Consider the following 23,168-nt stretch of genomic DNA (forward strand, 5'->3'; position numbering starts at 1 on the left):
AAGTTTCGAAGGGGCTGCCAAGAAAAGTTGCTATCGAGGATGAGGTGCCCGTACCACAAACCGACACAGGTAGGCGAGGAGAGAATCCAAAGACGAGCGGGAGAACCCTCATTAAGGAACTCGGCAAAAAGACTCCGTAACTTCGGGAGAAGGAGTGCCGAAAGGCCGCAGAGAAGAGGCCCAAGCGACTGTTTACCAAAAACACAGGTTTCTGCTAAGTCGAAAGACGAAGTATAGGAGCTGACGCCTGCCCGGTGCTGGAAGGTTAAGGGGAAGGGTCAGGAGAAAATCCAAAGCTCTGAACTTAAGCCCCAGTAAACGGCGGCCGTAACTATAACGGTCCTAAGGTAGCGAAATTCCTTGTCGGGTAAGTTCCGACCTGCACGAAAGGCGTAACGACTTGGGCGCTGTCTTGAAGGGGGACCCGGTGAAATTGTAGTACTCGTGAAGATGCGAGTTACCCGCGACAGGACAGAAAGACCCCATGGAGCTTTACTGCAGCTTGTCACTGAATTTTAGTAATATCTGTACAGGATAGGTGGGAGGCGGAGAAATATGGGCGCCAGCCTATATGGAGCCGACGTTGGGATACCACCCTGATATTACCGAAATTCTAACATAGGAGCCGTAAACCGGCATATGGACACTGACAGGCGGGCAGTTTGACTGGGGCGGTCGCCTCCTAAAAAGTAACGGAGGCGTCCAAAGGTTACCTCAGCGCGGAAGGAAATCGCGCGAAAGAGTGCAAAGGCAGAAGGTAGCCTAACTGCGAGAAAGACAATTCGAGCAGGGACGAAAGTCGGGCTTAGTGATCCGGCGGTAGAGAATGGGATTGCCGTCGCTCAACGGATAAAAGCTACCCTGGGGATAACAGGCTGATCTCCCCCAAGAGTCCACATCGACGGGGAGGTTTGGCACCTCGATGTCGGCTCATCGCATCCTGGGGCTGAAGTAGGTCCCAAGGGTTGGGCTGTTCGCCCATTAAAGCGGTACGCGAGCTGGGTTCAGAACGTCGTGAGACAGTTCGGTCCCTATCCGTCGCGGGCGCAGGAAATTTGAGAGGATCTGCCCTTAGTACGAGAGGACCGGGGTGGACAAACCGATGGTGTACCAGTTGCGTAGCCGTACGCACAGCTGGGTAGCCAAGTTTGGAAGGGATAAACGCTGAAAGCATCTAAGCGTGAAACCCACCTCAAGATAAGATTTCCCATCTGGCACTCAACTATACTTGCTGAAAGAAGAAAAGATTACAGTAGGTAGAGTTGAGTGCCAGAGTAAGACACCTTGAAGAAGACGAGGTAGATAGGCCGGAGGTGTAAGAGTAGAAATACTTTAAGCTGACCGGTACTAATAAGTCGAGGACTTGACCAAAAGAAGCATTGTGCAGTATTCAAAGTTCATTTAGAAGAAAATGAACGAAAGATTTCCGGTGGCAATAGCGGAGGTTAAAAACCCGTTCCCATACCGAACACGGAAGTGAAGCCCTCCAGCGCCGATGGTACTGATTACTCGGGAGAGTAGGTCGCTGCCGGATAATATATTCCTCAGTAGCTCAATGGTGGAGCAACCGGCTGTTAACCGGTAGGTTGTAGGTTCGAGCCCTACCTGAGGAGCCAATACGTGGCCCCGTGGTCAAGTGGTTAAGACATCGCCCTTTCACGGCGGTAACATGGGTTCGAATCCCGTCGGGGTCACCATAAATTGAGGGCCTTTAGCTCAGTTGGTAGAGCGGTCGGCTCATAACCGATTGGTCCGGGGTTCGAGTCCCTGAAGGCCCACCATAAGTTAATAGATATTGCGGCCCAATAGCTCAGTTGGTTAGAGCGCCAGCCTGTCACGCTGGAGGTCGAGGGTTCGAGCCCCTTTTGGGTCGTCATTATTATACATAATTTTAATACGCCTCGATAGCTCAGTCGGTAGAGCAAGGGACTGAAAATCCCTGTGTCAGTGGTTCGATTCCACTTCGAGGCATTAGTAAAAAAAGAGTTTCAGCATAAATACTGAAGCTCTTTTTTTTGCAACTAACATTAGCATATTTAAAGAATGAAATTCTTTATAAAGGATTTTTTGTTTTTTCAATCTTTTATATCAAATACAGATTATTTTTATTCGCATTTTCTTATTTCTTTCTTTGAGTTACAAATTCATTTATGAAGCTTGTTGCTAATGATTTCTTAGTTTCGCAAATATTTCGCATACAAAAAGGGCATCGATAAAATCTCGATACCCTTAAATCCTACAAAATCCAGAGCTGGCAAAGGGACTTGAACCCTTGACCTGTTGATTACGAATCCGAAAATTGTCATATTTTGCGATTGTTTTTGATATTACTTAAGTGTCTTCAAGACGTATTACAACTGGATTTTAAGCACTTGTAATATTTTGTTAAATTACTTGAAATTTATTAAGTTTTTTTAAGTTTAAGCACTTTTTAAGCACTAAAAATTGATTGTACCCGTATTAGGTATACGAAAAATAGATGTTTGATCTAGCTATGTGTACAAAAATTCACAGAGCATATTGAAGTTAGTAAAACTTAAGGTTTTTAAACTATTTAATAATGTTTTATAACCTTGAAATGTAAATATATGCTATAATATGTATTGAAATAGTTTAAGATATAAAAAAAAATAATCCTTGCAAGGTCAAGGATCATGTCTAAACACCATAAACATTATATCCTAACCTTGCAGGGGAAGCAAGGGGGATAATATATTATGATAGAGCCACTTTATAGGAGAAATGATGATGTAGAGAAAAATACTCCCACAGTTACATCTTATTACAGATACAAAGCTATATTGCAATTTTTATATAATATTGAAATATTAGCACCAGAAGCAATTGATGATTTATACCCAATTGCCAAATTACTTGATGAAGAGGTTGCAAAAAATAAGGAAGCTATATTAGAAAAAGTAAAAAACAAAAAAAAATTATTTAAACATTTAAAGAGATTGCAACAATTAAACGAAGAAGATTTTAAAAAGTTTTTTGATAATTCAATACATAATAAAGAGGTTTTGCTTGAAAAGAAAATATTATCTAGTAAAAAAATATTTAATGATTACACCGTATATAGCATGTATTATATTTTACTTATGAATGATACGACTAGACCGGCAATGTATAAATTTGCTGAAAGTTTATATCATTGGGTAGAAAAATATAATTTAAATAATGTTAATAGTTTTTATGCAGATGTAGCCATATTAGCTATATTAAAAACTATTGGCGTTAAATATGGTTATAGAATTATTGATGAAGTTTGTTATGAAATAAATATTCCCATTGAAATTATTAAAAAGAGAGAAAATACAAACTATATAAGCTTGTCAAGAGGGTTAGTGTTTGATGACTGTTATTCAGATTATAAAAAACTAGGATTAGTTGATATGGATGAAATATATCCATTTGTATTTATACCGGATATTTCTTTTAAAGATAATACAAACTTTTATAAACTTTTTTATATATCAAACAGGTATGATTTTTTAATAAATAGATTAAAAAAATATGTTACGCAAAGCCAGACAATGGAAACTTATTTTAGTAAAATATTACAAGATTTTATAAAAGATAATGATAAAACAAAGAAAAAATTAAATGTAGCAATGAAACCACAGATGGCTTGGGATCCAAGAAAAGAAACATGGGATAAATTTGAAGAAAAGATTGATGAATTATATACACAATATAAAGAAATATATAAAAAAGAAATAGAAGATTTTTTTAAAGATAATGACTTTGTTCCCGGCAAAGAAAAAGATGAGGATAGTCATTTTGAATGGTTTGTTAGATACCAAGTGCAAGGTTGGTCGAAAGAAAAAATAGCTAGAGAATATCACGTTACAAGACAAAGTGTTACTAATGCAATTGAGGGAATTGGTGATTTAGTAGGATTAAAACCAAGACCAACAAGCAAAGGAGGAAGACCTAAAAAGGGGTAAATTTTATAAAACATATAGAATTTACCGGTAAATTGTATATGAATTAAAGAATTTGCGTTTTTTGAACACCTTCTATGTTTTATTATGAGCATAGGAGGTGTTTTTATTATGGATAAAAAACTATTAAGATTGCCAGAGGTAGCAAGAATACTTGACTTAAAGGAGGACAGAGTATACGCATTGGCAAGAGAAGGCATTATTCCAATAGTCCGTATAGGACGCCAATTAAGAGTAGATCCCGACAAATTACAAGAATGGATTGACAATGGCGGCAAAGCATTTGATGGCGGTTGGAAGAAGGAGGCTTAAAAATGCTAACACCTATTAAGGCTATTAGGAAGAAATGCCTACAATGCAGTAACGACCAGCCTAAAGAGGTAAAGGAATGTCCGATAACGACATGTCCTTTATATCCTTATAGGCTAGGTCACAGACCTTCAAAAATCAATTCTAATGCCAAAAGTCATAAGCTAGCTAACGATTTTTTAAGCGAAGGTGTTAATGATGGGTAATAATAAAGCCATAGAAAAATCTATGGCAAAGGACGGATATAATTATTCTAATAACATTGTAGCCGACAAATTCAAAACAGTCAAAGCAGAGATTTCACTTCTACAGGCGATTGAATACTATGGGCTTAATCCTATAAAGAAAGGCTCACGTTATTGGATATTATGTCCGTTTCATGCCGACAAAAATCCTTCTATGGCAATTTATGATGAAGCCTATCATTGCTATGGTTGCCAAGCACATGGTGATGTAATAGATTTTACAGCAAGGTATTTTAATATCACACCATTAGAAGCAGTTGAAAAGCTATCTTATGACTTTGGTATACACCTATCGGGGATTAAGTCTAATAAGGAGATCCAGAAGAATACTATTAAAAGGCAAAAATTTAATAGGCTACTTAAGAATTTTAAGAGCAAATATGACGAAACGTATGATTATCTTTGCAAGCTATTTCAAGCATATACGAAGATAAAATCATTAGTTGAAGAACCTGACGATATGAATTTAGAAGCATTTGTTGAAGCTTGCAAATATCAAGACCTGATTGAATATTGGATTGACACATTAAGGAATGGATCATTAAAGGAACAGCTTGACGTTATCAAGGAGGTTAAAAAATGGCGACAAGAGAAGAAAAAGAAAATGAGATGATGGCATTATTAGAAGAAGCTGAAAAAGATGGCATATTATCAGACGATCTAAAGAAAGAAAAAGACAAGCAAGAAGAAAATGATACGCAAGAAGAATTACAGAAGGAAGCAGTACCATGGCCTGACGATTTTAAAGAAGAAGCATATAGAGGAATAGCGGGTGAAGTAGTAAGAGCCATTGAACCATATACAGAAGCAGACAAAAGCGCATTATTGGTGAATTTTTTAATAGCATTTGGAAATGTAGTAGGACGTCAAGTTTATACTATGGTAAATAAAACAAAGCATTGCTTAAACTTTGATGCACTGTTAATCGGGGATACTTCTACAGGTCGTAAAGGTACATCATGGGATCCAATATTTGAATTATTTAATAGAATTGATCCTCAATGGGCAAAAAACTGCAATAAAAGCGGATTAGTAAGCGGTGAAGGTTTAGCATACCATGTCAGAGATCCAATATATAAAAAAGAAATGAATAAAAAAACACATGAAATAGAAACAGTATTGGTAGATGAAGGAGTAGAAGATAAAAGGCTAATGGTGGTTGAAGGCGAATTTGCAAGTGTTTTACGTGTAATGCAAAGAGAAGGTAACACACTATCACCAGCTATAAGGCAAGCATGGGATGGGAAAAACCTTCAAGGACTTCAAAAAAATAATGCTATAAAAGCTACAGAACCACATATTAGCATTATTGGGCATATAACGCCTGAAGAATTAGATAGATACCTTGCAGATGTAGACCTATTTAACGGGTTTGCAAATCGATTTTTATTTGTTTGTATCCAGAGCAATAAGCTTTTACCAGAAGGTCCAGAAATACCAGATGCAATATATAACGATCTAGTTTTAAAAGTGAATGATGTTTTGGATTGGGTAAGGCATTTAAAACAAGAAGAGCGGAAATTTAAACGTAATAATGAAGCTGAAGCTATATGGGCGGAAGCATATAAAGATTTAAGACAGGCTAAAAAGGGAATAATCGGCAAAGTTTTAGGACGTGCAGAAGCACAGACTTTAAGGCTATCAATGCTATATGCGGTATTAGATAAATCAAAAGAGATACGACCAGAGCATATTATATCGGCGTTGGCTATATGGGAAAGATGTAAGCAATCAGTAGAATATTTTTTTGGAGATGATGAAGAAGAAGATCCTATTAAGATAAAGATATTGGAAGGTCTTAAAAAAAGACCAATGTCACAGACAGAAATAAACAGCGAAATATTTCAAAGGCATGTAAATGCAGAAATAATTTCAAAGGCATTAGGGGAATTATCAAAAGAACATAAGATAATTTGTGATAAACAGGCTACAAAAGGCAGAGCAAAAAAAATATGGAGTATAGTTGTGAAAAAAGCGAATTAGGCGAAAAAGCAGTTTACAAGCGGATTTGAAGCGATTAAAAAATTGCGCAATATATGCGAAAAAAAGTTTTTGAATTATTTTTTGTTGAATATTTACATGCTTTAATTAAATTGCCTTTTATCTTTTAATCATTTTTTCGCACTTAATTCACAATATAAAACAGACTTGAAAACCGCTATATATCTATTATTTCGCTTTTTTCCCTAATTTCGCAGATATATTTTTATAAAAATTAAAAGGGGGCTATGATAGTGGAACAACATAAAAGTTATTGGGAACATGACAGCATAGTAGACAAGATAAAGAAAAAATACAAAGAGCTAAACCAATGGGACGAAGAAAAGGCTTTTAAATATATTCAAGATAAGTTACACGAGATAGAAGAAAAGCATAAAGGTGTTGGTACTTATGGCATTACATGGATAGAAGATCACAATAAGCCACTTAATAAAAAGCATGATGAAGCTATGGATAAGGTAAATCGATCCTTTAAAACTAAAGACATGACACTTCTTTATGATGGCATGGCAGAATTTGAAAATGTGATAGATGAGATCGTAGAAAGCTATAGAGAAGCAAAGAAGCTATCGGAAAAGTATGAAGTAGATATAAATTCTATCTATTGGGATCAAGAATTAAACGCCTATGTAGTAAAGAAGGAGTGATTTATAATGAATGCAAGTTTTGCAATATATAAAAAAGCTTATGTTAATACCTTAAAGGCATATCAAATAGGTCAAGACACATTACCTATTATAAAAAAGGCTATATTTTATGGCGTTAAGATGATTAATGCAATGAGAGATGAGAACCTAGATGAAGATTTAATATATAACTTTAAGCTGATAAATTCAATAATTGATATGATGTCGACAATAACGCCAAAGGAGTTTATTAATATATTCCCGATAAAAAAAGACTATAAAGGATATAAATTTGGTATGAAAGATTACTTCTATACAACGGATTATTTAAAAACACTTGACCTTGATACACCTATAGGGGATAAGATGTTGGACTTCTTATGGGAATATGTAAATGACGATATTCACGAATTTGTTGTAAAGATGTTATTAACTATGAGCCATTTAAGACAGATGGAAGGACAGCCTTCAATTGCGGAAGAATTTGCTGACATGATGGGAATTAAGACCTATAAAGTTTATACAGACGATAAAGGCAAGAAGTTTTTATATGATGGTGAAACAGGAAAAACAATGCCGATTAAAGAGCAAAAGCCATTTAAGATCATTAAAAACGATAATGTGAAAGTGAGGTAAAAGTATGGCAAAAAAGAAAAAGGCAGTACCAAGCGAAGAAGTAAAAAGGATATTTGAAGAGATTGAAAAACTATCAGATGATGATTTTGATGTTTTAAAAGACATGGTTGATGAAAAGTGGTTTGATGAACACTTTAAATTTGATGAAGAAGAATTTAAAAAGCTAATGGACGAGTTTAACGCAGATATTGACTTTTTAGATGCTAAAAAAAGAGACAAAAGTAAGACAGATTAAAATATCTGACTTTTCTGACGCCTAAAAAAGTCAAAAAATGCAGAAAAAATTGAGGTTTGATAAGTCTTGAAACATAGATGTATCAAGCCTTCAAGGCATTTTGCTATTTAAAAGTTGTTCAACTTTAACCACAGTGACTAAAGTTGAACATCTAGATTAACATTTATCCATAGATTTCGGAGTCCTAAAAGAGACAAAAAGGAGACAAAAGGGAGACAAAAACTAGACAAAACTTCACAAAATTTCACAAAGCAGAGACTTTTTAAAATGCTGAAAAGCTTGATATACAAGGCTTTAAGGCTTATTAGCGGTTATAAAGTGTGTAATCTGACTTTTCTGACGGTAAAAAAGGTATTGCATATTTGCAATGCCTAAAACTTGTGAAAACTTGTGTTTTAACTGCTAGTATAAAAATACTAACAGCCTAAAAGGGATCGAAGCGTAACAAGAGTAACAAAATAGTCACAATACAGTAACATTTTTGATGCAACAAAATGAAACAAAATAACGATCTTTTAAAAGCAATGAAAGCCTATTATTTCAACGATTAGAAGCTAATTACAAAGGCAATAATGTTTCATGCAAAGAGAACAAAGCAAGAGCAGAAACAGAGCAAAATTATTTGCTAGGAAGACAATAATGTTGCATACAAAGCAAAGATCATACCATATAGGCATATCAAAAAGTTTGAGATGACACATAGCGACCGGCGAGCGCAGTTTCGCTTTAAAAAAATTCCCGAAATAAAATGCAATACCCCCCGTCATAACATAGAACGCATAACATTTGAGACCGGCGAGCAGGGCTTCAAATACCCCAGAATGAATTATATGCGACGGTGTAGTGCTAATGCTAACAAATGCTAACATCAATTGGAACGAGTATTTTTTCGGGGCAAAATGCTAAGAAATGCTAAGATCAAAACTAGTATTTTGCGAGTACTTTTAGACAAAAAGGCGGTTTTAGACGACCTAGAAGGGGCATATAAACAGCAGGACATATAAATATACCTTTGAAGATTTTAATGGCGTTTATATGCCTTCTAGCTATATACTTTTAGCATTAGAATCGATATTAAAGATTAGGTTTATCGGAAAAACCTACAAAAACCTACATTAAAGCAAGCAAGTTTTCAATTATCATCAACTTGAGGAAAGTTGAGGTTTATTCCCTCTAAAGGGCGATAACTAACGTGAAAATCCGTTGGTTGAATTATATATGCGGTTAAAAATTTAACAAAGTATTATTATCCTACTAGACAAAACTAGACATTTAAAAACCTGTAAAGCCTTGACATATCAGCCTTACAGGGAAATGAAAGTCTAATTATACGAAATAATCATTTTGTATAATAATATATAATAAAATATAATGATATACATAAAAATATATTACTTTTTATAACTATCAATGAATTTATTCAATTCGCTTTCAGTAATGCGAACTAGATCACCTACTTTAACAGCATTAAGACGACCTTCTTTTATCCAGCGGTAAACAGTATGGATATTAACCTTAAACATTTCAGCGACTTCTTGAACAGTATAGAATTTATCCATGAATATCCCTCCATGTATATTATAATACCACAGGATATAACTATTTACAAAGATATTTAATACAAAAATTCAAAATACCTATTGACATTTCAATAATACACGATTATATTTGTTTATAGATAAATATATTTTATTATACATAAATATATATTATTACATATTCAAGGAGATGTTATGAATGAATAAAATAGATAGGCAAATTGAAGCCTTAAAATGGCAATTAGACCATGACACAAGCGAAAAGGATAGAGAAATTCATAAGCAGGCATTACAGATATTGCAAAATATAAAAAATGGCAAATGCACATCAAATGTTATACATGTTAGGAGGTGAAACAATGAGTAAAGAACAAGTTTATAAGCAGTTGATACGATACAGTTTGCTAGGAATACAGGAAAAAATTAATTGCATAGATGATGTAGCAAAGCTTGATGAAATTTATAAAGCATTGAAACAGATTTTAGACATGACAGGCTTTAAAGGGAAATGGGCATTAGAACATAGATTGGAGGGTATAAGATGAAGACATTATATACAGATGATGGCGAAATGGTTTATATCTTTACACACAAAAATGATATTTTGGTTGTTGGTAATGGCGCATTAGAAGAAGTAAAAGAGCCAATAATGGCTTACATTAAGGCAAGCCATAAATATAATAACTTCAATGTTATATATGCCAAAGACATTGAAGTAATAAATATATCAAAAGGAGATGTTTAAAATGAAAGTACCAGTTTATGACGGTGAAAGCATAGTGGCGAGGGTAAAGTACAATAACAATCTTGACCTATGGGATGGGCACAATTGGTGCAGAGGAACAGGAAGGCATTTAGGACTAACAAGGCTTAAGGATGGAAGGTTTGTATTAATACATGGGTCAGACTGGCAAGGCGAAAGAGATTATGCAGAGATAATATCAGACGAAGAAGCATTGCAACAGATCCTACAGGCAAGAAATGATGAACTTTTAGAAAAATATTTCCCTGAAGAAGCAGAAAAGATTGATGAAATGGAGGAAGAAGAATGATAACAATTAATCTTAAGGATCTTTATGAAGAGACTGCAAAGCTTGATGAATTAGATAACTATTGCAGTAAAGTTGTAGAAATGGTAACAGGTGAAAGCACGCCATATGCCGAAGATGTAACATTAACAGGACAAGCACCTGTATGGCTATATCTTAAGGTGGCACATACTTTGCACGGATTGGCAAGAAGCCTATATTATGATAGTCCAGTAACGGGAAAGGTGATGATATTCGACCACAATCCAAGATAAAGCTACAGAAAACTACAGTTTTAAAAGCGATTAGTCTTCTAATGGGATTATAAATCCCTATTCTTTTTAAGGACTAGCAAAATTGACAAAATATCAATAAAAAAGTGCCTTAAAGGCTTATATTTAGCCAATAAAATTATTAAAATGCTTAAAAAATGCTTAAAGGAGGATTTTATTATGGCAAGACAAAAAGGGCAAAGAGGTCAAATAATTGATAAAGGGAATGGTACTTATTTGGTTAGAGTTTGCATAGGTGTAAATGATAGAGGAATACCGCAATATCATAATAAGACTATACATGGGAAAAAAGGAGATGCACAAAAATATTTAACGCAAAAATTGCGTGAGTTAGATACTGGCGAATTTATAAAAGAAGATAAAATATTGCTTAAAGATTATCTTGATAAGTGGATCGAAATAAAGAAGCCTTCAATAGCATTAAAAACATATGATAGTTATAAGAAAGTAATAGAAATATACATTAAGCCTTATATTGGCAACTATGTAATATCGAAATTAACGCCTATGATTATTCAAGACATGTACAATAAAATGACCGAAAATGGTTTAAAATCCCGCATAGTAATTTATGCCCATACAATTTTAAAACAGGCTTTAGATCAAGCGATTAAGTGGCAAATGTTAAATCGTAATCCATGCGATGGCTTAACTTTACCAAAGCGTACACAAGAAGAAATGAAAGTGCTGACGCCAGAACAAGCCAAAAAGTTTTTAGAAGCATGCGTTTATAATCGATTTGGCGTGTTGTTTGAATTATTACTCACAAGTGGCATGAGACCAAGCGAAGCATTAGGACTTAAATGGGATGATATAGATTGGAAAGGTAACAGAATTATAATTCAAAGAACATTATCCCGTGTAGGAAAGACATGGGAATTAAAAGAGCCAAAGACAAAACACGGAAGAAGAACGATCCCGTTACCGCCTGAAATTATGAAAGACCTTAAAGAACATAGGAAAAACCAGTTAGAAGAAAAGCTTATGGCGAAAGAAACATTAAATTATGACGAGGACAAAAATAAATTTGAACCTGAAGAATGGGAAGAAAAATTAAACAATCCAGAAGTATATATCGATTATGGATTAGTATTTGCAACAGAGACGGGAAAACCGCTTGACCTTGCAAATATCAACCACAGATATTTTAAGCCACTTCTAAAAGAAGCAGGATTGCCAGATATAAGGCTTTATGACTTAAGGCATACATGTGCAACATTACTATTAATGGCAGGCGAAAATCCAAAAGTAGTAAGCGAAAGATTAGGACATGCTAATGTTGCAATAACGCTAGATATTTATTCACATGTACTGCCAGACATGCAAGAAAGTGCAACAAAAAAATTAAAAGATATACTATTTTAAGCATACCATTTAAAGAACAGAAATAAAAATGGTATCCGTCTTTTAGCGGATACCCCCTTATTTTTGCATTAGCACTTTTACATTTTTATTTTTTTAAGCACTTTTTAAGCACTTTTTTTATTTTAAAATCCTAAAATCCAGAGCTGGCAAAGGGACTTGAACCCTTGACCTGTTGATTACGAATCAACTGCTCTACCGACTGAGCTATGCCAGCACCACACTAATATAATATATCATGAAAATTGATTTTTATCAAGTATCTATTTTGATAAATGGAAATATAGATTGGGTAACCATCAAAATTAAAGTCTAATGAATGGATATTGATATAAAATAAATAATTATTATTGGCTAATAAAAAATGTCTAATTTCTTGACTTTTAAAATTTAAAGTATCATAATAGAAGTTAGGATAATTATAAATGAATTAAAAGTCAGAGGGGGTCTATATATATGAAAACTAATTTTACTTATTTTATGCCAACAGAAATTATTTTTGGACCGGGTACACTGGAAAAGCTGGCTACTGTTAAATTGCCAGGTAAGAAAGCTTTGCTGGTTATAGGCAGCGGCAATTCTATGAGAAGGCATGGTTATTTGGATAGAGTTGTTAATTACTTAAAACAAAATGGGGTCGATTACATCGTCTATGATAAGATATTACCTAATCCAATTGCAGAGCATGTTGCGGAAGGGGCAAAAGTAGCAAAGGACAATGGATGCGATTTTGTCATAGGATTAGGAGGCGGTAGCACAATAGATTCATCAAAAGCAATAGCTGTAATGGCTAAGAATCCGGGTGATTATTGGGATTATGTTTCTGGTGGCAGCGGAAAAGGCATGGAAGTTAAATATGGTGCATTGCCTATAGTTGCTATTCCTACGACGGCAGGTACTGGCACAGAGTCTGATCCGTGGGCTGTTGTGACAAAGACAGAGACAAATGAGAAGATTGGATTTGGATGTAAGTATACATATCCTACACTTTCCATCGTTGATCCTGAATTGATGGTATCAATTCCACCGAAATTTACTGCTTATCAAGGTATGGATGCATTTTTCCACTCTGTAGAAGGATATTTGGCGACTGTCAATCAGCCAGGAAGCGATGTTTTAGCGCTTCAATCCATAAGCCTTATTACCGAGAATCTTCCGAAAGCTGTGGAAGATGGCAATAATATGGAGGCTCGTACTGCATTGGCATGGGCAAGTACTGCCGCAGGTATAGTAGAATCATTGTCATCATGTATTTCACATCATTCGTTAGAACACGCTTTAAGTGCATACCATCCAGAGATACCGCATGGTGCTGGACTTATAATGCTTTCGGTGTCTTATTTTAGCTTCATGGCTTCAAAAGCCCCTGAAAGGTTTGTAGATATAGCAAAAGCAATGGGTGAGGAGATAGTTGGAGGTACTATAGAAGAACAAGCCATGTGTTTTATAAATGGTCTTAAAAAATTGATTAGAAATATAGGAATGGAAGATCTAAATCTGTCAAGCTTTGGAGTAACTAAGGATGAAGCTACAAAATTAGGGAAAAATGCTATGGATACAATGGGCGGCTTGTTTAATGTGGATCCATACAAGCTATCGTTAGATGAGGTAGTATCCATATACAAAAATTGTTTCTAAATAATGGTGAAAAGCCGTTTAGAGTGATAAGCGGCTTTTTGCTCTTATTAAAGAGATAATTTCCTATCTATACTTGACAATATGTTGTATTTATTATAAAATAAAAAAGTCGCTGCTGAAATTAGCAGATAATCATGGAGGGATACCCAAGTGGCTAAAGGGGGCAGACTGTAAATCTGTTGGCATTGCCTTCGATGGTTCGAATCCATCTCCCTCCACCATTGTGACCCATTAGCTCAGTCGGCAGAGCACCTGCCTTTTAAGCAGGGTGTCCCGCGTTCGAATCGCGGATGGGTCACCATTTTTATTTTTAAGAAGATATGGGATGAGAGGAGCTTTGAAGCTCCTTTATTTTATTTTTAGTGTTACAAATTTCACTATTTTACGATATAATTTATATATGATAAAGTTCGAGAGGAGTTTTAAAATGTTAATGAGAAAGTTGACTGAGGCTGAAGAAAACTTATTAAAAAAGTTCGTTACGAATTTATATGGGCCTGTTTATTTTATACATTCACTGCCAGAATTTATAATACCTCCTATTAATTCAAAAGTAAGCAGAAAAGACACCAGTTGGAGGCTAAACATATTAGAATCATTGACATCAGGAGATCTTGATATAAGTGATTTTTTAACGACACCAGATATTCCACTTGATGAGGCAATGCAGAAGGCAAAAGCTTTTCATGAAAAATGGGTGGAAAAGTTCGGCCATTCGTCTATAGCAGAGCAGAATTTGATGCACTTGTGTATAGAAGACACTTCAAGATTTTTGTCTGGCGATATAGAATTGATGAATAAAAGACCGTCTTACATAGAGTGGAGCCAGAGATATCAAAGGCCGAATAGGGATAGATTTGTAATACCTCCGGAGCTTGAAAATTATCCGGAGTTAAAAGAGAAATTTATAAAAGTATGGAATGTATCTTTTGACGTATATGAGATGCTAATAAGTAAACTCACTGATTATTTGAAGTTAACTGTTGAGAAAAATAAACATGAAAGCGATAAAGCGTATATTGGAAGGATAAGTAAGATAGCTTTTGAGGATGCAAGATATGCTTTGCTGCTGTCCGCAAAGACCAGCTTTGCTGTGGCGTTAAATGCCCTTGATTTGCAAGATATAGTCAGAAAATTGCAATCCCATGGCACAAAAGAAGCAGAAATATTGGCAAGAAATATAATTGACGAAGCAGAAAAAATTGCTCCGAGCATGATGAGGCATTTGAGCCCATCTAAATACCAATTGACTGTAAATAAAGAGATGGAATATTTAGTCAATGGGTATGATTTAGAGGATGTTTCCGTGGATTCAGATGTTGAGTTGATTGATTACACAGGCAAAAGCGGTGATATGACTTTTCTTGATATATTGACTATGCATATTATTTTCTCTTACACAGGGAAACCAGTGGAAAGCATTAAAAATTTGGTTATGAAGTTGGGAAAGGAAGAGAAAGCAAACATTGTGAAATCAGCTTCTTCTAAGATAGATCAGTTTGATCATCTTATAGAGCCTTTTAGATCTGTAAGGTACAAATTTCAGTTAAGATTAAGTGAAGCTGCGTGGCATCAACTATTGAGGCATAGGATGATTAATTTTAATGCTTATAAGCCAACTATAGAGAACGGGTATACAGTGCCTCCAAATATTGAAAAAGCTGGGTGTACAGATGTATTAAAGAGAGCGATTGATGAAGCTGAAAAATTATATTTGGAGCTACATGAAAAATTACCAGAAACAAGCTCATATGTGGTTACAAATGCTCATAGGCGGATTGTTTTGATGGATACAGATTTGTGGGCTTTTGATCACTATGCTAATTTAAGATGCACGCACGAGGCTCAATGGGATATAAGGAACATTTCATTTAAAATGCTTGATTTAATAAAAGAAGCGACACCGGAAGTGGTAGAATTTCTGGCGCGAAGAAAACAGTCGTGAGGTGGTTAAATGGAGACCGAATACAAAGCAATTAGTTTGCCTAAGTTAAATAATTTAAAACCTTCTTTGGAGTCGACGGCTTTGAAACTTATGGAGGAGGCAGGAGAGCTGGCACAAGCTATAGGAAAGTTTAGGGGTCTTAATGGGGAAAGAGTAAAAATGTCAAACAAGGATGTGGCTGAGAAAATATCTGAAGAGCTTTTGGATGTGGCACAAGTGGCAGTATCGATGATGTTTGTCTTAGAAGACCAGTACAACATAAACATAGATGAGAAGCTTAAAGAACACATTGAAAAATTGAAGAAAAAAGGATATATAAAGTAATATTATACGGCAATGCCGTATATTTTTTTTTCATGTGCACATATTAAATTTGAACGATCATGAAAGGAGGAATCAAGTTGCAACAAATTTCCAGTAAAGAGTTGATGTACATTGATGATGTGCTTTCGCTTCAAGAACACATGGTTAAATGCTTAAATGACAGCGCTTCAAGGCTTAAAGATCAACAGTTAAAGGCATTGTGTCAAAATTTGGCCGACAGGTGTCAAAATAGTTTTAATTCTATAGCAAGAAATTTAGGATAAGGAGGGATACATATGATGGGTAATACAGGCATGACGGATAAAGATATAATGATGGGCGTCTTAGGAGATTACAAACTTGCCATAGAGGTGCTTTCACATGCTGCGACAGAAGCAGCCAATGAAAACCTCAAGAGGGATTTTATCAATGCATTAAATTCTACGTTTGAAGAACAAAAGCAAGTGTGGAACGCCATAAGCCAGAGAGGCTGGTATTCAGTAAAACCAGCACAGATGCAAGACATACAAGAAGCAAAAAATAAATTTAGACAACTAGCGGGTGTTATGTAAAAAGAAAAAAATGTGGTACAATAATGGAAGTAGTGAAATACTACTTCCATTATTGTATTGTTTAAAGGAGTGATTATTGTATCCTGACTTTTGCAGCAAAAAAGGATAAAAAAAGCCCATAAGCCCTTTAAAATGAAGGCTTTCGGGCTTTCTGTTTTTGTCTAAAAGTTGTAGTGGAAATGTCATTTTTTTACTTTCCCTAAAATTTTTTTAATCTCTCCTAATGTCATAATCTTTTTCCCAAAATCAATACCTAATTCTTTACCTATATCTTCAAGAACATCATTATTAAAATCAAATAGATAATAATTTTCTTGTATGTAACTGCAGGATGACTTTGCTAAACTTTCAAGTATAGCTGAAACAGAATATTTCCCCTTTAATCTATTTTCAAGTATTCTTACAATTACAAGTGATATAAAGCATATCAGAAAATGAGCATCAATATGCTCTTTTAGTGATAAATACACCGGTCTGCTTTCGATATCACTTTTAGTTATTTTAAAAGATTCTTCTATTTTCCAAAGGCCACGGTACATTTCAATAATTTTGTCATCAGATTCTTTGTATTCGCTTGTAACTATTGCATAGTATCCATCAAATTTTTCTTCTTCTTTTAGCCTTTCTTCATCAAATGTTAAATGCTGACGAGCACTTTCTAATATTTCACCAGTCTCTTCATCAAAAATGAGATTCTTTACATATTTTGAAGCACCGTATGATGTAGCTCTATTGTATTTTGCTGGATTTTTAATTAGGTCTTTTGCTTTCTCTATTGTAGCAGCTCGTTCATATTTTGCTTTTAAGGCATACTCTTCACTATAGAAAATAACCTGTTTTTCATCAACTGCCTTTTTCATTTTTTTGCCTTTAGTGGTGGTTACTAATATTTCTCTTGGATAAAGTCTGGATTTTATCTTGAAGCTATCTCCTCTGTATGTATATCCATTTTCGTCAAGGACATATTTCTTAAATTCCTTATCAGCACAACGAACAGAATAGCTAAATACATAACCATTACCCGCAGATAAAGTATACCAAATGTTATCGCCAGTAATGATACCTTTATCAGCAACAACTATAATTCTTCCTAAAGAATAATCATGTTGTATTTTCCTTAACATAGGCATAAGTGTAGTTTTATCTAGAGCATTGCCAGGAAAAAGTTTATATGTAATAGGTATACCATTGGTGTCCATAAATAGTCCCATCTGCACAATTGGATCTGGCCTGTGTTCTTTAGAAACGCCTTTTCTGCGCAATTCATCTTGTTCATCAATTTCAAAATAATAGTTAGTAACATCATAATAAACCAGATTAGTATTTCGTTCATATAAAGATTTAATGTGCTCATGAATCCAAAGTTGCAAAGCATCACTATGCTTGTTGAAAAAAGATAAACACCTGTAGATATCATCCAAAGAAAAATCGAATTTCTCAAAGAATATATCTCTATTCTCATAAGTCTTTTTCTTTGAAGCAGGATACAATAAGCGTGAAAATACGAGAAGCTTCATAATAGCATTAGCATCATACTCTTCTTTTGAATGACGTTGCCTGTTTTTTAAAAACTTATCCAATTCAAGCTCATGATAAACTTTACTAAATGCAGCATAGCCAAAGTTTTTACGATTATTCGTATTAATTAATAGTTTTTCATCAGGAGAAAAACTAAGGACAATTGGAGTCTTTTTCATGGCTTTTTGTTCATTCAATTCTTTAACCTTTTGTTCAAAAAAAGCGATAGGATCATCGTATTGTTTTTGAAGTTCATCGAGGTATCCAAGGGATTTAATAGTAACAGTCCTTGTATGCCCTCTTTCTTTATCGCGATATCCATCTGCAATAGATAAGTATATTCTTCCGGAACTACGTTTGCTTTTCTTTAAATACACATTAAACTCCCTCAATAAAATTCCAGAGATTTTGCATTAAAATTCCAGTAAAAAAATTGTTTTTACAATAATTTTTATTTTTTACATCTAGTTGAATATATGGCAATAACAAATTCATTTGGATGCTAAAAATAGTTGCACCTCCCCCTTACCCCACAAATCTTAATAATGAATTTCCAGTTTTGTTTCAAATTATGTCTTCACAAACAGTGGATTACTCCATCCAGTTTCTATGATAAATATCTCATCTTTTATATCTTCAATAATATCTATCTGAAGCATATGCTTTTCCCTAAAATTTCTTATACATCTGAAAAAATATAATTGCATTAAATTAAATGCTATTATTATAAACATTAACACGGTTTCTACACCTTCAGGACTGTGCAGAAAACAGTGATTTAAATGCCATTCTGTTTTTAATTGATGAAAAGCATTGTTTTCAATTTCCCATCTTTTATGTATTATTTTCCATAGAGTTTCTATCCATGATTCTTTTATTTCTACTTTGCCTGAGCTATGTATCTCTTCTATAAATTTTATAAACCTTACTTCTATGTCGGAATTAGGCATTTGAAAATTGTCTTCGTCCCAGGCTTTAATTTTAATATAATTGTTACTTTTTTTCTTAACACTCCATTCTTTATCTGCTTTTCGACACTTGAATAAACCAAGAGCATCTTTAACTATATTTAATCTTTCGTCTTTAACTCTTACTACTGCATCCATCCCTATTGATAAAACTTCTTTAATCCAAGTAGATTTACAATATAATGCATCAGCTACTATGATGTCTGCAAAATGATGAAATTCTTTATGCAATTTCTTAATTAAACGCTTGCCTGCTGTAATTTCTCCTTCGTCTTTATCTGAAGCATCTCTTTTAGGTTCAAGCATTTCCTGACCTATGATAAGATGTGGATCAGAACCTACAGTTGCACATATTACTGACCTATGAAAGTAATGAGTAATCCCGTCCTTTTGGACTCGTGTAAGACAATTATCACAGCACTTATTAGTGCTTTCAAATAACTCTACACCATCTATTGCAACAACTTTTAGTCCATCTATAGTTCCTTTTCTAAAAACCTTATTTTTTGTACTTGTCTTGATTATACTATTATTAAGTTCATTTAAGCCATCTAAATCAAAATTACTTAAAACACGCCTAATAGTGTCAATACGAGGAATTTTAGTCTTTTTAGGTAATACTTTTTTAAATTTACCTTTTTTAAGCCAATGTTCCAACCTATTAAAACTCCTTATTTGAAGCATAAATCCAAATAATACTACAAAGGTAATTGTTGAAATTTTTACTGAAGATTTTGCTCTTTTATCTTTTAGGGTATTGATTTTTTCTCCAAGATGGTATATCTTAGAGAAGTAGATAAGCATTTGTTTAAAACAACTTTTGTTCATTTTATCAGCATCCTTTCTATTTGGTTTGTGACAAAACATATTATAGAAAGGATGCTTTTATTTTGCAATTTTTTTCTTTCAATTTCCAGTAAAAAACGGAAAATATCATATTTCTAGTTACACTTCGTTAAACTATATAAATCAGTTGATTTATGGTTCTAAAAATTATTAGATGCGAAATCTCTGATAAAATTCAATATAACTATATTATACCACAATTCATAATAATCCGCAACCAAAATATGACAAAAATTTAAAAAAATTTTACCCGGAATCGTTAGTAAAATTGCTGGTTCCGGGTTACGCTACATAAAATTTTGCTGCAAAACTAGGGAAAACCAGCACAGATGCAAGACATACAAGAAGCAAAAAATAAATTTAGACAACCAGCGGGTGTTATGTAAAAAGAAAAAAAATGTGGTACAATAATGGAAGTAGTGAAATACTACTTCCATTATTGTATTGTTTAAAGGAGTGATTATTGTATGTACGATCTGATTATACTGGGTGGTGGCCCAGCGGGACTTGCAGCAGGTCTCTATGCTTGCAGATCTAAATTAGATACTGTAATGATAGAGCAAATGTATGTGGGAGGGCAGATAGTGACCACATACGAAATAGAGAATTACCCGGGATTTGACGGAATTAGCGGTCCTGATCTTATAAACAAAATGGAATCACAAGCAAAAAGATATGGACTGCAGATTTACAATGAGGAAGTCGTCGGGTTAGACATCACAGGCAGCGTAAAAAAAGTCACCACCAACAAGAAGACTTATGAGGCAAAAGCGATTATAATAGCAACAGGTGCTACACCTAAAGAGTTAGGATTTGATAAAGAGAGAAAATTCAGAGGCTCAGGTGTTTCATATTGTGCTACATGTGATGGGGCATTTTATAAGGATCAAGTGGTTGCCGTTGTAGGTGGTGGCGATACAGCAATGGAGGATTCAAACTACCTTACAAAATTTGCCAAGAAGGTATATGTAATTCACAGGAGAGATAAATTAAGGGCTTCTAAGACTCTTCAAGATAGAGCTTTTGCAAATCCTAAGATAGAATTTATCTGGGACACTGTTGTAAAAGACATACAAGGAGAATATGGTGTCGAAGGATTAGTCTTAAAAAATGTGAAGACGAATGAAGAAACCACACTAAAAGTTGATGGTGTATTTATAGCTATAGGATTAAGCCCAAATTCAGAATTAGTAAAAGGTATTGTTGATACAGATGAGTATGGTTACATAATAACCGATGAAGATATGAAGACGAATATTCCAGGTGTTTTTGCTGCAGGAGATGTTAGGAAAAAGACATTGAGGCAGGTAGTGACAGCAACGGCAGATGGTGCTATTGCTGCTTATGTAGCTGAAAAGTATATAGATAGCCTTTAAAAAAAGCCATCCATTAATGGATGGCTTTTTCTATTCTTGACTGTCGTCTTCTTTTTTATCGTCTTTCTTTTCACTTTCTTTGGTTTCATCGTTATCGCTTTGCGTTTTGGTGTCGTTGCTGATTTCAGACTCTTTCAAGGTAGGTATTATTATTCTCTGTCCAGGGTATATGAGGGAAGGATTTTGAATGTCAGGGTTAGCTCTTAATATTGCATCGACTGTAGTATTGAATCTTGCAGCAATATTGTAAAGTGTATCGCCAGGCTTTACAACGTACACCATTCTGCCTTCTTTATGATGTTCAAACGGTGGATTATAAGGCATAGTAGGAGATGTCTTGGATAGACACGGTATGACGACAGTCTGACCTGGATAAATCATATTAGGGTCCATAAAATAGTTGACTCTTAATATTTCATCAAGAGAAACGCCGAATTTGTTTGCTATGCTCCATAATGTGTCGCCAGGCTGAACGATGTAATTTGTTGGACATGGCATGTTGTACATTGGCGCTGCCGGTATGTTGTGCATTTCACCGAATGATCCCGTATAAGTGTTATAAGCATAAGACGTTTCAGGTGCTGACTGCATAGGAATGTTTCCATTTGGTATAAAAAGCATTTGTCCTGGATAAATTGTGTATGGGTAAAGTATGTTATTTACATATATAATCGATTCATAAGGAACGCCAAATTTCTGGCCTATTAGATAAATTGTATTTCCAGGCATGACCGTATAATAGACTCCGGTAACTGGCACTATCAATGTTTGGCCAGGATATATAAGCGATGGATTGACGATGTTGTTTCTCGAAATAATGGCTTCTACAGAAGTATTAAACTTTTTTGCAATTGAGAATAAAGTATCTCCGGACTTTACGACATACGTAAATTCCAATGTAACCATATTTATACTCCTCCTTTCCCTATTCATAATATGTATTTTGAAGTTTATGGTGACATAGTTGCACCTATATTTGAATATTTTATATTGTGGCTTTTTAATAAAAGTGGAGGAGAAATTCAGATGAAACGGTATAGATATTTTTTCTTTATCGTCATAGCTTTAATGTTTATTGCTCTATTGAGTTTTTTAAGCAAAACTGTTGAGACAGTAAATCAAATTCCTTTGATGAATAAGATCGTTATAATCGATGCTGGTCACGGAGGAAGTGATCCGGGTAAGCCCGGCAAATATGGAGAAGACGAAGATAAACTAAACCTTAAAATAGCGTCAAAGCTTAAAGACTTAATAGAAGAAAGCGGTGGGATAACGCTTATGACGAGAGAAGATGATACATTGTCGGATAAGGACATAATGAAGGATTTAAAAAATAGAGTACATGCTGGCAATGATGTAAAAGGCGATATTATGTTAAGTATTCATCTAAATAGTTTTCCCGATCCAAGGTATAAAGGGGCGCAGGTCTTTTATCAAAAAAATTCAAAAGAAGGCAAACTTCTGGCGGAACTGATACAAGATGAGCTTAGAAAGACGTTAGATCCCAACAATGACCGAATGGCCAAAGAGACAAGTACATTTTATATTTTGAGGCATGCAAAAATGCCTGCTGTGATAATAGAGTGTGGTTTTATGTCTAACCCTGAGGAAGAGAGGCTTTTAAATGATGAAAACTATCAATATAAGATTGCATGGGCCATATACAAAGGTGTAAATAGATATTTTAAAGAAAAATCTTGAGTCCTTGTTTAAGGGATCTTTTTTTTGTATACTTAAAGTAAAGAAATCATATAAATTGGGCAAAATATTTATGTATTACAT

At 34.5% G+C, this 23,168-nt stretch carries 24 protein-coding genes, 8 tRNA genes and 2 rRNA genes (1 of these 34 only partly in view); 29 read left to right on the plus strand and 5 right to left on the minus strand.

Features of this window, described 5'->3' with window-relative positions:
* The 14 genes from JJQ93_RS12290 to JJQ93_RS12355 form a co-directional block, all read left to right on the plus strand.
* A 23S ribosomal RNA gene (locus tag JJQ93_RS12290) occupies positions 1–1,371 on the plus strand (it extends 1,609 nt beyond the left edge of the window).
* A 54-nt stretch (positions 1,372–1,425) separates the two neighbouring features.
* A 5S ribosomal RNA gene (gene rrf, locus JJQ93_RS12295) occupies positions 1,426–1,534 on the plus strand.
* A gap of 7 nt (positions 1,535–1,541) precedes the next feature.
* A tRNA-Asn gene (locus JJQ93_RS12300) sits at positions 1,542–1,616 on the plus strand.
* A 6-nt stretch (positions 1,617–1,622) separates the two neighbouring features.
* Positions 1,623–1,697, plus strand: a tRNA-Glu gene (locus JJQ93_RS12305).
* 8 nt (positions 1,698–1,705) lie between these two features.
* A tRNA-Ile gene (locus JJQ93_RS12310) sits at positions 1,706–1,781 on the plus strand.
* A gap of 18 nt (positions 1,782–1,799) precedes the next feature.
* Positions 1,800–1,873, plus strand: a tRNA-Asp gene (locus JJQ93_RS12315).
* Between the two features lie 25 nt (positions 1,874–1,898).
* Positions 1,899–1,971 (plus strand) — tRNA-Phe (locus JJQ93_RS12320).
* Between the two features lie 746 nt (positions 1,972–2,717).
* Positions 2,718–3,950 carry a hypothetical protein gene (locus JJQ93_RS12325; RefSeq protein ID WP_274893954.1) on the plus strand — a complete coding sequence of 411 codons (1,233 nt, stop codon included), beginning with the start codon at positions 2,718–2,720 and terminating at the stop codon, positions 3,948–3,950.
* Between the two features lie 108 nt (positions 3,951–4,058).
* Complete coding sequence (locus JJQ93_RS12330) at positions 4,059–4,259, plus strand: helix-turn-helix domain-containing protein (RefSeq protein WP_099253525.1); 201 nt, start codon at positions 4,059–4,061, stop codon at positions 4,257–4,259.
* Positions 4,260–4,454: 195 nt separating this feature from the next.
* Positions 4,455–5,114, plus strand: a complete 660-nt coding sequence (locus JJQ93_RS12335; protein ID WP_274893955.1) for a CHC2 zinc finger domain-containing protein — start codon at positions 4,455–4,457, stop codon at positions 5,112–5,114.
* Complete coding sequence (locus tag JJQ93_RS12340) at positions 5,081–6,484, plus strand: DUF3987 domain-containing protein (RefSeq protein WP_274893956.1); 1,404 nt, start codon at positions 5,081–5,083, stop codon at positions 6,482–6,484. Before JJQ93_RS12335 ends, JJQ93_RS12340 begins: the two co-directional genes overlap by 34 nt.
* A gap of 251 nt (positions 6,485–6,735) precedes the next feature.
* Positions 6,736–7,149 carry a hypothetical protein gene (locus JJQ93_RS12345; RefSeq protein ID WP_274893957.1) on the plus strand — a complete coding sequence of 138 codons (414 nt, stop codon included), beginning with the start codon at positions 6,736–6,738 and terminating at the stop codon, positions 7,147–7,149.
* Positions 7,150–7,155: 6 nt separating this feature from the next.
* Positions 7,156–7,764, plus strand: a complete 609-nt coding sequence (locus tag JJQ93_RS12350) for a hypothetical protein (protein ID WP_274893958.1) — start codon at positions 7,156–7,158, stop codon at positions 7,762–7,764.
* A 4-nt stretch (positions 7,765–7,768) separates the two neighbouring features.
* Positions 7,769–7,999: a hypothetical protein gene (locus JJQ93_RS12355; RefSeq protein WP_274893959.1), complete on the plus strand. Its 231-nt coding sequence runs from the start codon at positions 7,769–7,771 to the stop codon at positions 7,997–7,999.
* 1,391 nt (positions 8,000–9,390) lie between these two features.
* Here JJQ93_RS12355 and JJQ93_RS12360 read toward each other — a convergent pair.
* A complete protein-coding gene (locus JJQ93_RS12360) occupies positions 9,391–9,558 on the minus strand; it encodes a helix-turn-helix domain-containing protein (RefSeq protein WP_150201281.1) in 168 nt (55 codons plus the stop codon).
* Between the two features lie 178 nt (positions 9,559–9,736).
* On the opposite strand from JJQ93_RS12360, the gene JJQ93_RS12365 reads away from it, so the two are divergent.
* The 6 genes from JJQ93_RS12365 (at position 9,737) to JJQ93_RS12390 (ending at position 12,223) form a co-directional block, all read left to right on the plus strand.
* Positions 9,737–9,892, plus strand: a complete 156-nt coding sequence (locus JJQ93_RS12365) for a hypothetical protein (protein ID WP_274893960.1) — start codon at positions 9,737–9,739, stop codon at positions 9,890–9,892.
* 4 nt (positions 9,893–9,896) lie between these two features.
* A complete protein-coding gene (locus tag JJQ93_RS12370; protein WP_274893961.1) occupies positions 9,897–10,082 on the plus strand; it encodes a hypothetical protein in 186 nt (61 codons plus the stop codon).
* A complete protein-coding gene (locus JJQ93_RS12375; RefSeq protein WP_094397469.1) occupies positions 10,079–10,282 on the plus strand; it encodes a hypothetical protein in 204 nt (67 codons plus the stop codon). The genes JJQ93_RS12370 and JJQ93_RS12375 overlap by 4 nt, the downstream gene beginning before the upstream one ends.
* Before the next feature lies 1 nt (position 10,283).
* Positions 10,284–10,589 (plus strand): hypothetical protein, encoded by a 306-nt coding sequence (locus JJQ93_RS12380; RefSeq protein WP_274893962.1) that lies wholly within the window; start codon positions 10,284–10,286, stop codon positions 10,587–10,589.
* A complete protein-coding gene (locus JJQ93_RS12385) occupies positions 10,586–10,840 on the plus strand; it encodes a CRISPR-associated protein Csx3 (protein ID WP_150201277.1) in 255 nt (84 codons plus the stop codon). Before JJQ93_RS12380 ends, JJQ93_RS12385 begins: the two co-directional genes overlap by 4 nt.
* Positions 10,841–11,017: 177 nt before the next feature.
* On the plus strand, positions 11,018–12,223 hold the full coding sequence (locus JJQ93_RS12390) for a tyrosine-type recombinase/integrase (RefSeq protein ID WP_274893963.1): 1,206 nt from the start codon (positions 11,018–11,020) through the stop codon (positions 12,221–12,223).
* A 141-nt stretch (positions 12,224–12,364) separates the two neighbouring features.
* Here JJQ93_RS12390 and JJQ93_RS12395 read toward each other — a convergent pair.
* Positions 12,365–12,437: transfer RNA gene (locus tag JJQ93_RS12395), tRNA-Thr, on the minus strand.
* A gap of 239 nt (positions 12,438–12,676) precedes the next feature.
* Here JJQ93_RS12395 and JJQ93_RS12400 point away from each other — a divergent pair.
* From JJQ93_RS12400 to JJQ93_RS12430, 7 genes are all read left to right on the plus strand, one after another.
* Entirely contained in the window at positions 12,677–13,858 is a 1,182-nt protein-coding gene (locus JJQ93_RS12400; protein ID WP_274893964.1) for an iron-containing alcohol dehydrogenase, read from the plus strand.
* A 136-nt stretch (positions 13,859–13,994) separates the two neighbouring features.
* Positions 13,995–14,079, plus strand: a tRNA-Tyr gene (locus tag JJQ93_RS12405).
* Between the two features lie 4 nt (positions 14,080–14,083).
* Positions 14,084–14,159 (plus strand) — tRNA-Lys (locus JJQ93_RS12410).
* A 126-nt stretch (positions 14,160–14,285) separates the two neighbouring features.
* Complete coding sequence (locus tag JJQ93_RS12415) at positions 14,286–15,803, plus strand: FAD-dependent thymidylate synthase (RefSeq protein ID WP_350494264.1); 1,518 nt, start codon at positions 14,286–14,288, stop codon at positions 15,801–15,803.
* A gap of 9 nt (positions 15,804–15,812) precedes the next feature.
* Entirely contained in the window at positions 15,813–16,127 is a 315-nt protein-coding gene (locus JJQ93_RS12420; protein WP_085113712.1) for a MazG-like family protein, read from the plus strand.
* A 59-nt stretch (positions 16,128–16,186) separates the two neighbouring features.
* Positions 16,187–16,390, plus strand: a complete 204-nt coding sequence (locus JJQ93_RS12425) for a spore coat protein (protein ID WP_206199063.1) — start codon at positions 16,187–16,189, stop codon at positions 16,388–16,390.
* A gap of 12 nt (positions 16,391–16,402) precedes the next feature.
* Entirely contained in the window at positions 16,403–16,678 is a 276-nt protein-coding gene (locus tag JJQ93_RS12430) for a spore coat protein (protein ID WP_274893967.1), read from the plus strand.
* A gap of 182 nt (positions 16,679–16,860) precedes the next feature.
* Here the strand turns inward: JJQ93_RS12430 and JJQ93_RS12435 are convergent, their stop codons facing one another.
* Together JJQ93_RS12435 and JJQ93_RS12440 are read right to left on the minus strand one after the other, a co-directional pair.
* Positions 16,861–18,573, minus strand: a complete 1,713-nt coding sequence (locus JJQ93_RS12435) for an IS1634 family transposase (protein ID WP_274893968.1) — start codon at positions 18,571–18,573, stop codon at positions 16,861–16,863.
* Between the two features lie 192 nt (positions 18,574–18,765).
* Positions 18,766–19,992: a transposase gene (locus JJQ93_RS12440; RefSeq protein ID WP_274893969.1), complete on the minus strand. Its 1,227-nt coding sequence runs from the start codon at positions 19,990–19,992 to the stop codon at positions 18,766–18,768.
* A gap of 485 nt (positions 19,993–20,477) precedes the next feature.
* Between JJQ93_RS12440 and trxB the strand changes: the two genes are divergently transcribed.
* Positions 20,478–21,386 (plus strand): thioredoxin-disulfide reductase, encoded by a 909-nt coding sequence (gene trxB / locus JJQ93_RS12445; protein ID WP_085113715.1) that lies wholly within the window; start codon positions 20,478–20,480, stop codon positions 21,384–21,386.
* A 30-nt stretch (positions 21,387–21,416) separates the two neighbouring features.
* Here trxB and JJQ93_RS12450 read toward each other — a convergent pair whose 3' ends face one another.
* A complete protein-coding gene (locus JJQ93_RS12450; protein ID WP_274893970.1) occupies positions 21,417–22,292 on the minus strand; it encodes a LysM peptidoglycan-binding domain-containing protein in 876 nt (291 codons plus the stop codon).
* Between the two features lie 120 nt (positions 22,293–22,412).
* Here JJQ93_RS12450 and cwlD point away from each other — a divergent pair, with 120 nt between their 5' ends.
* Positions 22,413–23,087 (plus strand): N-acetylmuramoyl-L-alanine amidase CwlD, encoded by a 675-nt coding sequence (gene cwlD / locus JJQ93_RS12455; RefSeq protein WP_085113717.1) that lies wholly within the window; start codon positions 22,413–22,415, stop codon positions 23,085–23,087.
* Positions 23,088–23,168 lie beyond the last annotated feature (81 nt).

Origin of the sequence: Thermoanaerobacterium sp. R66 (genome assembly GCF_028895185.1) — a bacterium.
GTDB lineage: Bacteria > Bacillota > Thermoanaerobacteria > Thermoanaerobacterales > Thermoanaerobacteraceae > Thermoanaerobacterium.